At 29.2% G+C, this 14,557-nt stretch carries 11 protein-coding genes; 6 read left to right on the top strand and 5 right to left on the bottom strand.

The window, feature by feature from the left end; genetic code table 11:
* The coding region (locus VN21_RS11485; protein WP_046823400.1) for a ribonuclease H-like domain-containing protein at positions 1-624 on the bottom strand (624 nt) is incomplete at its 3' end.
* Between the two features lie 77 nt (positions 625-701).
* Between VN21_RS11485 and VN21_RS11480 the strand changes: the two genes are divergently transcribed.
* Positions 702-2,744, top strand: a complete 2,043-nt coding sequence (locus tag VN21_RS11480) for an ATP-dependent helicase (protein WP_332840877.1) — start codon at positions 702-704, stop codon at positions 2,742-2,744.
* A gap of 42 nt (positions 2,745-2,786) precedes the next feature.
* Here VN21_RS11480 and VN21_RS11475 read toward each other — a convergent pair whose 3' ends face one another.
* On the bottom strand, positions 2,787-3,782 hold the full coding sequence (locus VN21_RS11475; RefSeq protein WP_046822752.1) for an asparaginase: 996 nt from the start codon (positions 3,780-3,782) through the stop codon (positions 2,787-2,789).
* Between the two features lie 489 nt (positions 3,783-4,271).
* On the opposite strand from VN21_RS11475, the gene VN21_RS11470 reads away from it, so the two are divergent.
* Both VN21_RS11470 and thiI read left to right on the top strand, forming a co-directional pair.
* On the top strand, positions 4,272-5,423 hold the full coding sequence (locus VN21_RS11470; RefSeq protein ID WP_046822751.1) for a cysteine desulfurase family protein: 1,152 nt from the start codon (positions 4,272-4,274) through the stop codon (positions 5,421-5,423).
* 16 nt (positions 5,424-5,439) lie between these two features.
* The gene (gene thiI / locus VN21_RS11465; RefSeq protein WP_046822750.1) at positions 5,440-6,618 is read left to right on the top strand and encodes a tRNA uracil 4-sulfurtransferase ThiI; all 1,179 of its coding nucleotides are present in this window, start codon (positions 5,440-5,442) and stop codon (positions 6,616-6,618) included.
* A gap of 40 nt (positions 6,619-6,658) precedes the next feature.
* On the opposite strand, the gene pflA is transcribed toward thiI, so the two are convergent.
* A complete protein-coding gene (gene pflA / locus VN21_RS11460; protein ID WP_046822749.1) occupies positions 6,659-7,393 on the bottom strand; it encodes a pyruvate formate-lyase-activating protein in 735 nt (244 codons plus the stop codon).
* 261 nt (positions 7,394-7,654) lie between these two features.
* Positions 7,655-9,886, bottom strand: coding sequence for a formate C-acetyltransferase (gene pflB, locus VN21_RS11455; protein WP_046822748.1), 2,232 nt, complete (start codon positions 9,884-9,886; stop codon positions 7,655-7,657).
* A 279-nt stretch (positions 9,887-10,165) separates the two neighbouring features.
* Here pflB and VN21_RS11450 point away from each other — a divergent pair, with 279 nt between their 5' ends.
* The 3 genes from VN21_RS11450 (at position 10,166) to VN21_RS11440 (ending at position 13,242) form a co-directional block, all read left to right on the top strand.
* Complete coding sequence (locus VN21_RS11450; protein ID WP_046822747.1) at positions 10,166-11,122, top strand: calcium/sodium antiporter; 957 nt, start codon at positions 10,166-10,168, stop codon at positions 11,120-11,122.
* Between the two features lie 148 nt (positions 11,123-11,270).
* Entirely contained in the window at positions 11,271-12,863 is a 1,593-nt protein-coding gene (locus VN21_RS11445) for a DEAD/DEAH box helicase (protein ID WP_046822746.1), read from the top strand.
* A gap of 64 nt (positions 12,864-12,927) precedes the next feature.
* A complete protein-coding gene (locus VN21_RS11440) occupies positions 12,928-13,242 on the top strand; it encodes a phage holin (RefSeq protein ID WP_046822745.1) in 315 nt (104 codons plus the stop codon).
* A 49-nt stretch (positions 13,243-13,291) separates the two neighbouring features.
* Here VN21_RS11440 and VN21_RS11435 read toward each other — a convergent pair whose 3' ends face one another.
* Positions 13,292-14,527 (bottom strand): LL-diaminopimelate aminotransferase, encoded by a 1,236-nt coding sequence (locus VN21_RS11435; protein ID WP_046822744.1) that lies wholly within the window; start codon positions 14,525-14,527, stop codon positions 13,292-13,294.
* Between the last annotated feature and the right edge of the window lie 30 nt (positions 14,528-14,557).

Genomic DNA, 14,557 nt, shown 5'->3' with positions numbered 1-14,557 from the left:
AACTTTATAATTTAAATTGTTTATATTTATATCTATGTAATCCAAACTTTCATCTATTATGTTTTTTATGTTATATATTTTTCCTAAGTAATAAATATCTTCGTAATTATGCAATAGTATTTTTTCTTTTAAACTAATATCTTTACTAATTAGAAAACTTTTATATAACTCAACACTTTCTTTTCCGGATATAGTATCTTCTCGTTGTATGCTCATGTATTTTTCTATTGTTTTTAGTTTACAATCAGATAAAGACAGTTTTTCTTTAAATGGTTTTACAATTCTTAAAATATCAATATCATCACATTTATCTATGGAAAAATCAATATCATTGGAATTAAACCTTGAGTTTAAAAAAGGTATATCAAAAGATACTCCATTAAATGTTATGTGATGATCAAAAGTTTTTATATCATTAATAAACTTTAAAAGTAAATCTTTTTCTTCTTCTTCAGACTCAGCAAAATATTGTTTAATTATAGTTTTGTTATTTAAATTATATAAAACCCCTATTAATATTACTTTACAATATTTAGGGCTAAGACCTGTGGTCTCTATATCGAATACGAAATGATTTTTTGGTATATCAATTAAATTATCTATAGTCTTAGTAATAACTTCCATAGGTTTACTCCTTTTTGTGAATATAGTATATAATATTAATTATAAAATAATATAAAGATAGTTCAAGGTGATAAATGATGATAGATATAAATGGATTAAATAGTAATCAAAAAAGCGCAGTAATGCACATAGATGGACCTTGCATGGTTTTAGCTGGTCCAGGTTCAGGTAAGACAAGAGTTATAACGTATAGAATAGTTAATATGGTTTTAAATAATAATATAAATCCTAAAAATATTTTAGCTATTAGTTTTACAAAAGCTTCATCAACAGAAATGAAAAATAGGGCTCTAAGCTTGAGTCATGATGTTAGATTAAATAAAGTTAGCTATGGTACATTCCATTCAGTTTTCTTTAGAATACTTAGATTTTTTGAAAAGTACGAGCTGGATTGTATATTAGATGAAAAGAATAAAAAATTTGCTATAAGAGGAATCTTAAAAAATTTAAATATAGAAAATGCAGAAGATGATGATACAATCTTAAATGTTATAAATGAAATTTCTTATGTCAAAAACGAGTTAATGGATAAATTAGATTTTAATCCAGAAATACTTTCAAAGGATGAGTTTATAAAAGCTTATAATATGTATGAGGATTATAAGGAAAGTATCAAAAAGATAGATTTTGATGATATGCTTATAAAGACTTATCACTTATTACGAAATAATAAAAGAGTGTTAGAAAGAGTCAGAAATGCGTATAGATATATTTTAGTGGATGAATTTCAAGATATAAATAAAGTGCAATTTGAAGTTATAAAGTTAATAGCAAGTCCAAACAACAATATATTTGTTGTAGGTGATGAAGATCAAAGTATATATGGATTTAGAGGATCGAGACCAGACTTTTTATTAGAGTTTGAAAGATACTTTGAAAATAGCAAGAAATATGTTCTTGATATAAATTATAGATCAAAACAAGGTATAACAGATACTGCAAATAAGCTTATTCAATTTAATGAAAATAGATACGAAAAAGTAATTAAGTGTGATAGAGAAGAAAATGGAAGTGTAAACTATATAAAAACTGAAGACTCAGAAGAAGAAGCAAAATTTATAGCTAGAGACATAATTAAAAAATGTGAAGATAATTGTGTTAACTATGATGACTTTGCAGTTATATATAGGACAAATATACAGTCTAGAGCACTAGTAGATGTGTTTATGGATATGCATATACCATTTGTTGTTAGAGACTCAATTGTAACTATATATGACCATTGGGTTGCGAAAGATTTATTAGCGTATTTAAGACTAGGGATAGATACAACATTGAGTGAAGATTGGATAAGAATTATTAATAAGCCATTTAGATATATATCTAAAGATAGTATAAAGCTTGCAAGTGAGGATAGAGACTTCATAGGTGCATTAATAAATAAGGGTGGATTACATCCAAAACAAGTAAAGACATTAAATGATTTAGAAATAGATTTAAGTTATTTAAAGACATTATCGCCTAAGAATGCAATTTCATATATACGTACTAGTCTAGATTATGATAGATATGTATTAGATTATTGTAGTAATAGGAAGATTAAACCAAATGGGTTAATAGAAATTTTAAATGAACTAGAAAGTTCTTCAAGTAACTTTAAAACTATAAATGAATACTTAGATCATATAGAAAAGGTTAAATCTGAGATAGTTGAAAATAGAAATAACAAAAACTCAGAGGGAGTAATATTTACGACTATGCATAGTGCAAAGGGATTAGAATTCCCATATGTATATATAATAGGAGTAAATGAAGGAACAATACCTCATGAAAAATCTTATGATATAGAAGATGAAGAAAAACGAAAATCAGCTATAGAGGAAGAAAGAAGATTATTTTATGTAGGAATAACTAGAGCTCAGGATGAATTACATATAAGTTCACCAAAAACGAAATATGGGAAAAAAGTTTTTGTTTCAAGGTTTATTGATAATATAAAGTCTCCAACAAAAGAAGATATAAATGCAATCAAAATTGGGGATAAGATTTTACATAGTAAATTTGGGCAAGGAAATGTAATAGGGAAAGATGGCAAAATGATAGAGGTTAAATTTAAGGTTGGAGTGAAAGACTTAGATTACTCAATATGCCTAAAAAATGGAATTATAGAGAAAGCATAATAAAAAAGGTTATTCATATGAATAACCTTTTTTATTATTTATTTAATAGTATATTCCTTCTTCAAACATATCTTTTAATTCATTTAGATTATTTGTTTTTCCTAAAGCAACTATAAGCTTTATTCTAGCCTTTTGCCCAGGTAAATCACCAGCAAATATACATCCTAGATTTCTTAAATCCCTACCAGAACCTAAATATCCATAACTATCAAAAACTCTACCAGAATGGCATCTAGATGCTATAACAACAGGTATATCTTTGCTTCTAGCATATTCTACACCTTTTAACATTTCTGGAGGTATATTTCCTCTACCCATAGCTTCTATAACTATACCTTTACATCCTTTATCAGCTGCAAACTTTATAAAAGAATCATCCATGCCAACACCTGATTTTATAAGAGCAACATCAGACTCAACTTTATCTACTAAGATTGTTTGTCTATCAACTATATCTCTAGATAACACAAGTTTATCACAGTCAATTATTCCTAAAGGACCACAAGTTAAAGATTTAAAAGTATTTAATGTAAGTGTATTAGTCTTAGTAGCTTCAGATGCTAATAAAACTTCATTACTTAGAACAACTAAAACACCTTTATTATAAGCTTCATCAGAAATAGCAGTACAAACAGCTGCAGCAAGGTTACTTGGACCGTCATATCCAAGTTCATCACTACTTCTCATTGCACCTGTAACTATAACTGGTTTAGGTGTATTCAATGTTAAATCTAGGAAATAGGCAGTTTCTTCTAAACTATCTGTACCATGAGTAACAACAACACCAGAAAATTCGTCTTTTGAAATTATATCGTTTATATAATTTCTTAAACTAAGCATTTTCTCAGGTGTCATATGAGGTCCTGGAATCTCATCGAAGTTGTATATCTCTATATCAGCAACTTTATCTATGTTAGTTACCATAGACATTATTTGCTCCCCAGATAGAGATGGTATAGCAGCACCTATTTTTTCATCCACAGTCATGGAAATAGTTCCACCTGTAAATACTATAGCTACTTTTTTCTTGTTTTGCATAGTATCGACCCCCTAAAATTTTTATTATATATATACATTAAATTATACCAAAAAAAGCGAGATAAATGTAGAATTGAGCATAAAAAAAAAGAGCTTGGGGAAGCTCTTTTTGCGTTAAACTAACTTCCGTTGTCAGTTTAACATTGGATATAAAGTCTATCCGTTCAAAAGGGGTATTGGGAATAGAGATTTTAATTAAGGTTATCAGGGGGATAACCATGTATACATAATACCAAGATTCGACAGAAAAATCAATAGTTTTGACAAAAAAATTTAAAAAACATTAATTTACGATAAAAATAGATATAAAAAAAGAATAAGAGCAATAGAAGTGTGTAATTATAGCGCTTTGCTATATAAAAAAAGAGGAAATAGTGGTATAATAGTAAAAGTTTCACTAAAATTATATGATAATTTACATAGTTAATTGGGACAATAATATAGAGTATAAATAGTATGATTAAATACAAAGAAAGTTGGTGTATTAGTATGGAAATATACTTAGATAATAGTGCAACAACTAAGCCATATGAAAAAGTAGTAGAAAAAATGGTATATGCACTTACTACAGATTATGCAAATCCTTCAGCTGTACATAAAAAAGGTGTTGAAGTTGAAAAAAATATAAAAAAAATAAGACAAGAAATAGCTAGAAGTATAGGATGTAAAGATAAAGAAATAATATTTACATCAGGAGGAACAGAAGCTAATAATACAATTATAAGAGGTATTGCAAATCTTCACAAAAAGAGAAAAAATCATATAATAACGACAAACATAGAACATCCATCAGTTTTAAGAACGATGGAAGATTTAGAAGAACAAGGATTTGAAGTTACTTATCTAAAAGTAAATGACAAAGGAATAGTAAATATAGATGATGTAAAAAATGCAATAAAAGAGAATACTATATTAATTAGTATGATGCATGTAAATAATGAAATTGGAAGTATACAACCTATAAAAGAAGTAGGTAAGTATCTAAGCACGTTAAAGGAAAAAGTATATTTACATGTAGATGCAGTTCAGTCATTTGCTAAAATCAATTTTAAACCATCTAGATATAACATAGACTTTATGAGTGTTAGTGGACATAAATTACACGGACCAAAAGGTATTGGATTTATGTACGTAAAGGAAAATAACAAAATAAAACCTATGTTAACTGGTGGAGGACAAGAAATAGGAATAAGATCTGGAACTGAAAATGTAGCTGGTATATATGGACTAGGAGAAGCTATAGATATAATAATGTCAGATTTAAATTCAAAAATAGAGAAAATAGAAAAACTAAAAGTTTTACTAAAAGATTTTATAGTTGAAAATATAGATGATATTAAAGTGAATTCTCCTGAGGACGGTGTATGTCATATATTAAATATATCATTTAAAGATGTTAAAGGAGAGGTACTACTTCATCATTTAGCACAGCAGGGTGTATTTGTATCTACAGGATCAGCTTGTTCATCAAAGAAAAAGGGAAGCCATGTTTTAAATGCAGTAGGGCTTACTCCACAAGAAATTGACGGAGCTATAAGATTTAGCTTATCGGATATGACAACAGAAGAAGAAATAAATGAAGCTTGTGAAATAATAAAAAAATCAGTAGAAGAACTTAGATTTATAATAAGAAGACGATAATTAAGAGGTGATAAATTTGTATAATATAGCTATAGTTAAGTATGGAGAAATCGGTGTAAAAGGAAAAAATAGATATATATTTGAAAATAAATTAATAAAAAATGTGAAAAACATGTTAGCTCCTATAGGAAAGTTTAATGTATATAAAGAATATGGAAGAATATATGTTGATTTAGGAGAATATGCAGAAGACTATGAAGAAGTATTAGAAGAAATCAAAAAAGTATTTGGAGTTGTAGGAGTTTGCCCAGGTATAAGAGCAGAAAAAGACTATGATAAATTAAAGCAACTAGCGCTACAACTTTTAGAAGAAAAGATAGAAGAGGGTTCTGAATCGTTTAAAGTTACTTCAAGAAGAGGAGATAAGAGTTTAGAATTAACTTCTCAAGAAATGAGTAAAGATATAGCTGGATTTTTAGTTTATAATGTAAAAGATAGAATAAAAGTTGATGTTAGAAACCCAGAGACAACTATACACTGCGAATATAGACAAAATCATGTAATGGTATATAGTGATACAGTTCCAGGTTATGGAGGTCTTCCAGTTGGAACAAATGGTAGAGCAATGTCTTTATTATCTGGAGGAATAGACAGTCCAGTTGCTTCTTGGATGGTTGCAAAAAGAGGAGTAGAAATTGAAGCTATACATTTCCACAGTTATCCATTTACTAGTGAAAAATCACAAGAAAAAGTAAGGGACTTAGCTCAGATACTAGCAAAATATTGTGGTAAAGTTAGACTTCATAAAGTAAATATATTAGAAATACAAAAGGCAATAGGCGTATCATGTAAAGAAGAAGAAATGACTATAATATCTAGAAGATTTATGATGAAAATAGCTCAAAGAGTAGGAGAAATGAGATTCTGTGATGCATTAGTTACAGGAGAAAGTATAGGACAAGTTGCATCTCAAACTATACAAGGATTAACTTGTACAAATGCTTCTGTATCATTACCTGTATTTAGACCTCTTATAGCAATGGATAAATCAGAGATAATAAAAATAGCTCAAAAAATAGGAACATTTGAAACATCAGTTATACCAGAAGAGGATTGTTGTACAGTATTTTCTCCAAAAAGTCCTGTAACAAAACCTAAATTAGATAGAATAGAGAAATCAGAGTCATCTTTAGATATAGAAAAACTAATACAAGACGCAATCGATAATATGGAAGTTGAAGTATTTGAATTTTAATAAAAAAGGATCTATACCATTTTGTATAGATCCTTTTTTATTATTTATTATGAGCTATTACACCGAACTCAGCTAGTATTTTAGATGCTTTTTCTATATCTTCTTTAGTAGCATCTGGAACATCTTTTAACTCATATTCAAATCCCATGTTTTCCCATTTATGAACACCTAGAGTATGATAAGGAAGTAATTCAACTCTATCAACATTTTTTAGAGTTGAAATGAATTTACCCATAAGCTCTAAGTTTTCTATATCATCTGTTATTCCAGGAACAAGAACGTGTCTTATCCAAACCGGTATATTTCTATCGCTTAAATGCTTAGCAAATTCTAATGTCTTATCTATGCTAACACCTACTAAATCTTTACATTTTTCAGGTACCATATGCTTTAAGTCAAGTAAAACTAAATTTGTGTAATCAAGTACTGGATCTATGACATCTATGTTTACAAAACCAGAGGTATCTAAACATGTATGAATTTCATTTTCTTGAGCTTTTTTAAATAAATCTTTTAAAAATTCAGGTTGAAGAGTAGCTTCACCACCAGAAACTGTTAAACCTCCTCCCGAGAATTTCATATAAGAAGAGTATTTTTTTACTTGTTCTATTATTTCATCAGTAGTGTATTCAGTTCCGCCTTTAACATCCCAAGTATCTCTATTATGACAGTACTTACATCTTAAAGGACAACCTTGCATGAATAATATAAATCTAATTCCAGGACCATCTACAGTCCCAAATGTTTCTATTGAATGAACTCTACCTTTTACCATTTTATCCACCTCGTTAATTATATATTATACTAATAAAATTTATCATCTAAAATAATTGTATACATTATACTTTCTACCCACTATTATAAAACATTAAACTTATAAAGTCTATTAAATAGTTTTTTTAATTCATGGGAATTTATACTTAATTTATTTATTTTAGTACTTAGAAAAAAAGAGTGCAAACTGATGAGGTTTGCACTCTGAATATACTTTGATAATCGATTGTTATAATATGTTTACATTTCTATTAAGTTATAATTAGCACATTTTTCCGTGGAATGTTCTGTTTATAACGTCTAATTGTTGCTCTCTAGTTAACTTGATGAAGTTTACAGCGTATCCTGAAACTCTTATAGTTAATTGAGGGTATTTTTCTGGATGCTCCATAGCATCTTCTAAAGTAGCTCTATCAAATACGTTTACGTTTAAGTGATGAGCGTTTTGAGCAAAGTATCCATCCATCATTGAAGATAAGTTGTTTACTCTTTCATCCATGTCTTTTCCTAAAGCACCTGGTACTATAGAGAAAGTATTAGATATACCATCTTGAGCATGCTCGTATGGTAATTTAGCAACTGATGATAATGATGCTAAAGCACCGCTATTATCTCTTCCATGCATTGGGTTAGCTCCTGGAGCAAATGGCTCACCAGCTCTTCTTCCGTCAGGAGTGTTACCAGTTTTCTTACCATAAACAACGTTTGAAGTTATAGTAAGTATAGATTGAGTATGATAAGAATTTCTGTAAGTCTTGTTCTTTCTTATCTTGTTCATGAAGCTTTCAACTAATTCAACAGCTATATCATCAACTCTGTCATCGTTGTTTCCGTATTTAGGGAAATCACCTTCAACTTCGAAGTCAACAACTATTCCTTCTTCATTTCTTATAGTTTTAACTTTAGCGTATTTTATAGCAGATAATGAGTCAGCACATACTGATAAACCAGCTATACCACAAGCCATAGTTCTGAATACGTCTCTATCATGTAAAGCCATTTCTAATGCTTCATAAGAATACTTATCATGCATGTAGTGGATTACATTTAATGTATTTACATATAAGTTAGCTAACCAATCTGTAAACATATCGAATTTTTGCATAACCTCATCGTACTCTAAGTATTCAGAAGTTATAGGCTCGAATCTAGGTCCAACTTGCTTGAATTTCTTCTCATCTACACCACCGTTTATAGCGTATAATAAAGTCTTAGCTAAGTTAACTCTAGCTCCGAAGAATTGCATTTGTTTACCTATTCTCATTGCAGATACACAACAAGCTATACCGTAGTCATCTCCCCAGTAAGGCTTCATTAAATCATCATTCTCGTATTGAACAGAACTTGTGTCTATTGATACTTTAGAACAGAAGTTTTTGAATCCTTGAGGTAATTGAGTAGACCATAATACTGTTAAGTTTGGCTCTGGAGATGGTCCAAGAGTATATAAAGTATTTAACATTCTGAATGAGTTTTTAGTTACTAATGTTCTACCATCTAATCCCATACCACCTATAGACTCAGTTACCCAAGTTGGGTCTCCAGAGAATAAATCGTTGTATTCAGGAGTTCTTAAGAATCTAACCATTCTTAACTTCATAACGAAATGGTCCATTATTTCTTGAGCTTCTTCTTCAGTTAATACACCAGCAGCTAAATCTCTTTCGAAGTATATGTCTAAGAAAGATGATACTCTACCTAAAGACATTGCAGCTCCGTTTTGATCTTTAACAGCTCCTAAGTATCCGAAGTATGTCCATTGAACAGCTTCTTTTGCGTTAGTAGCAGGTTGAGCTATATCGAATCCGTAAGATGCAGCCATTTTCTTTAATGCTTCTAATGCTTTTATTTGATCAGATAATTCTTCTCTTAATCTTATAACTTCTTCATCTATACATCTAACTTCTAAAGAAGCTTTTTGATCTAATTTATCTTGTATTAATTTATCAACACCGTATAGAGCAACTCTTCTGTAGTCACCTATTATTCTACCTCTACCGTAAGCATCTGGTAAACCAGTTATTATACCAGCACTTCTAGCAGCTCTCATGTCAGGAGTATAAGCATCGAATACACCTTGGTTATGAGTTTTTCTGTACTTAGTGAATATTTCACTTATTTCTGGGTTTAATTTGTATCCGTAAGCTTCACAAGAAGTTTCAACCATTCTTATTCCACCGAAAGGCATTGCAGCTCTCTTTAAAGGAGCGTCAGTTTGAACACCTACTACTGTTTCTAAATCCTTGTTTATATAACCAGGACCGTATGCATCTATTAAAGATACAGTATCAGTATCTACGTCTAATGTTCCACCATTGTCTCTTTCCTTTTTGAAAAGATCCATAGCTTCATTCCATAATTTTTTAGTGTTCTCAGTTGCTCCAGCTAAGAAAGAATCATCTCCCTCATATGGTTTGTAGTTTAATTGTATGAACTCTCTTACGTTTATTTCTTTAGTCCATCTACCAGTTTTGAATCCTTGCCATGCATTCATGTTGATAGCCTCCTTAAGTTTATATGTGTTGAGTATATTTATTTTATAAAATCTAGCTAGATATTTTTTAAACAATATAATCATAACATAGAATTAGTATTTTGTATACAGAATTTTACACTATCTTTTCTTTTTTGATAGATTTTTCTGTTATTTTGTTATATTCATATGATACCCGGTTAAAATGTCGAATAAACATAAATTTTAAGAATAATTTTAAAATTTTTTATACATATAGAATTAAGTTGATTGAATATGTATTTAATAAGGGGGGATATAATGATATTTATAATAGGTCTATTTATAATAGGATTTATACTTATAACAAAGGGTGCTGATATTTTTATAGATTCTACTATATCTGTAGGGAAAAAAACCAACATACCTGAAATTGTTTTAGGTGCAACTATAGTTAGCCTAGCAACTACATTTCCTGAATTGACAGTTTCATTATGTGCATCAATAAAAGGGCACACAACAATGAGTTTAGGAAATGCAATAGGGTCTATAATTTGCAATACTGGGTTAGCACTTGGATTAGTAGCAATTATTAGGCCTTTTAAAGTTGATAAAAAAGTATTTAATTCAAAAGCTACATTATTAATTATATCTATAATTATTTTAATTGTATTAGGATTGGATAAAGTTATAGATAGAAAAGATGCTATGGCTCTAATGGGAATGTTAATTATTTACATGATTAACAATTACAAGAGTATACCTAAAACTAAAATGAGATTAGTATCAGATGCGAGTGCGAGGAAAGATGTAAAATCAATCAATATGTTGAAAATAGGTTTTTTATTTATAGTAGGAATAATTATGATGATAATAGGTTCTAGGCTATTGGTGGATAATGGAATAATAATAGCCGAATATATCGGAGTTCCACAGGGAGTTATAAGTTTAACTGTAATAGCATTAGGGACTTCGCTTCCTGAGTTAGTATCTTGCTTAACAGCTATAAAAAAGAAGCATAATGCTATATCTGTAGGCAATATATTAGGCGCTAATATTTTAAATATAGTTTCAGTAATATCTATATCATCTTTTATAAATGATACGCCAATACTTAAACAAACATCAATTATAGATTTTCCATTTATGATAGTATTAGTTTTAATTTTAACAGTTCCTACAATTATAAAGGAAAAAATTTATCGACTTCAAGGCGTCTTAATGCTACTTACATATTTACTGTATTTATTTGTTATATATTTTACATATATAAAATAAAAAAATAGAGGGTTATATAATACCCTCTATTTTGCTTTAAATTGAATACGATATTTACTATTAGGATAAAATATTAATTGCATAATATTTAAAAAAAATATATAATTGATAAAGTTAATATAAATTGATAACGGAAAGGAAACAATATATGAATATAGTTAAATTCGATGATTTACCAATAAATGAGAACATAAAAAAAGCTGTATTAGAAATGGGATTCGAGGAACCATCTCCAATACAAGCACAAGCAATACCAAAAATAATTACTGGAGTAGATATTATAGGTCAAGCACAAACAGGTACGGGGAAAACAGCAGCATTTAGTATACCTATATTAGATATGGTAGACCCAGAGGACAAGAGTCTACAAGCGGTAGTTTTATGTCCAACAAGAGAATTAGCAATACAAGTTTCAAGTGAAATAAGAAAAATAGGTAAGTACATGCACGGGATAAAAACTTTACCTGTATATGGAGGACAACCTATAGACAGACAAATAAAGTCGCTTAAGAGTGGGGTTCAAATAGTTATAGGAACTCCAGGTCGTATAATAGACCATATAAATCGTAAGACTTTAAAGTTAGATAAAGTAAAAATGGTTATATTAGATGAAGCGGATGAAATGCTAGATATGGGATTCAGAGAAGATATCGAAATGATTTTAAATCAAACTCCTGAAAATAGACAAACAACTTTCTTCTCAGCTACTATGCCTAAAGGAATATTAGATTTAACAAAAAGATTCCAAAAAGATCCTGAGCATGTAAAAATAGTTAGAAAAGAACTTACAGTTCCTAATATAAAACAATACTATATAGAAACTAAATCTGCTAATAAGTTAGAAGTATTATGTAGATTGGTAGATGTATATAACCCTAAATTATCAGTAGTATTTTGTAATACAAAAAGAGGTGCTGATGAATTAGTCAGTGATTTACAAGCAAGAGGATACTTCGCAGATGCATTACATGGAGATTTAAAGCAAACTCAAAGAGATATAGTAATGGATAAGTTCAGAAATGGAACTATAGATATATTAGTTGCTACAGATGTTGCTGCTAGAGGGATAGATGTTGATGATGTAGAAGCTGTATTTAACTATGATTTACCACAAGATGAAGAGTACTATGTACACAGAATCGGAAGAACAGGAAGAGCTGGTAGAAATGGAATATCATTCACTTTTGTTTTCGGAAAAGCAATGAGAAAGATGAAAGATATAGAAAGATACACTAAATCTAAATTAGAAAAGCATAGCATACCTTCAATATCAGATGTTGAAGAGAAAAAAGTAAGCTTATTCTTTGATCAAGTAAAATCTACTATAGAAGAAGGTCATTTAACAAAACAAGTACAATGGTTAGAGAACTTCTGCAAAGAGGAAGATTATGATACTTTAGATATAGCTGCTGCTTTAGTTAAGTTAGCTCTAGGTGACGAGGCGAAAGAAGAAATAATAGAAGAAAGTCATAGCACAGGTGCAGAGTCTGGAATGACTAGATTATTTATCAATATAGGTAGAAAACAAAAAGTTCAAGCTAAAGACATCGTTGGAGCTATAGCTGGAGAAGTTGGAATACCAGGAAAATTAGTTGGAACTATAGATATATATGATAAATATACTTTTGTGGAGATACCAAAGAAACACACTAGAAAAGTTCTTGATAAGATGAAGAACATAAAAATAAAAGGAAATAAAGTTAATATAGAAAAAGCAAATAACAAAAGAAAAAAACAATAAATTAGGGACAAGTTTGCCTCCTTTTGAATAATCTATAATAAGACTTCAAAAGGAGGTGTTTTATTTGTCAGAAACAGTATTTCAAATGTTAATATGGTTAATATCTGTAGTTATAACAGTAGGAGGCGGATATTTAATAATATATTTAAAGAATAAAATAGGTAGTGAAAAATTAAGTTCATATTACAATATTGCTAAAATGATTGTAATGAGTATAGAGCAAACACAAACAAATTTAACTTCTGAAGAAAAGAAACAAATTGCAGTAGATCATTTAAAGAAACTAACTAAAAATAAGTTAAGTGATGAAGAAATAGATAGATTAATTGAATCATCTGTATATGAAATAAAAAAATTAATTTTAAATAATAAATTATAGAACATAAAGGGTGTTTCAAATATTTTGGAACACCCTTTTTTTATTAGATTTAGAATTCTAGGTTTAAAGATAATAGTCTTCTTTTAAGTTCATTCATTACGTTAATTTCATCAGTTAAAGAATTTGCATCATAGGTAACTGAAAACCTTAGAAAACTTCCACAATCATCCCAAGGAACGGTAGATACTAAAGCATGAGAAAGTATATAAAGACTTGCTTCTTCAGCACTACTAAATCTAACTCCATTTTTAACACCCTTAGGTATTTTCACATAAGAATAAAATCCAGCATCTGGCTTATTTGTTTTAAATCCAACTTGATTTAAAACATCAATCAACAAATCAAATCTTCTTGAATATCTTTCTTTATTTAAATTAATTAAGTTATGATAGTTATCAAGTGCATAAGCGCCTGCTTTCTGAATAGCCCTAAACTGACCAGAGTCAGTATGGCCTTTTATAGCACAATATAGTTGCATAGCTTTTTTAGAACCTACAACAAATGCTAACCTCCAACCAGTCATATTAAATGCTTTTGATAAAGAATGAATTTCTATACAGACATCAAGGGCCCCATCAACACTAAGAATACTAAGAGGAATACAGTCTCCATAAGTTAAAGCTCCGTAAGCTAAATCAGAAACAATTATGATATCATTTTCTTTTGCAAATTTAACTGCATGCTCATAAAATTTTTTTGTTGCGATTTGACCGGTAGGATTATTAGGATAATTTAAATATAGAAGTTTTGATCTTTTCTTTATATCTGCAGGTATATTGTCTAAATCTGGATAAAAATTATTTTCGGGACATAAAGGGAGTTTATAAATTTCACCACCTAAAAACTTAGAATATGTTCCAAGTACTTGATATGCAGGGGATGGCATTAGACATATATCCTCAGGATTTATAAAACATAGTGGAATCATAGCAAGTACTGGTTTAGAGCCTATTCCATGAACTATATTTTCAGGAGTTATATTTTTCAAATTATACATATTATTTAAATATCTACAAGCTGATTCTTGAAATTCAATAATTCCATTGTCTGAGTAAAATCTATTTTCAGGCTTTCCAGCTTCCATACATAATATATCAACAATAGAACTATCAGCCATTTGATCTGGTTCTCCAACTCCCATATCAATAAGTTTTACATCAGGAAACTTAGATTTAACCTCTTTTGTTATTTTTTTTATTTTCTCAAATTTATAGAGTTTATCATTGCTTTCAAAAAATGATGAACCACCAAGTCGGGTAGAAACTTTGTTGTCAATAAAATCCATTATTATTCCTCCAAAACTAATTTAGTATAA

It is taken from the genome of Paraclostridium benzoelyticum (assembly GCF_001006285.1).
In the GTDB taxonomy this organism is placed as follows: Bacteria; Bacillota; Clostridia; order Peptostreptococcales; family Peptostreptococcaceae; genus Paraclostridium; species Paraclostridium benzoelyticum.
This window is presented reverse-complemented; position numbering and strand designations above follow the sequence as displayed.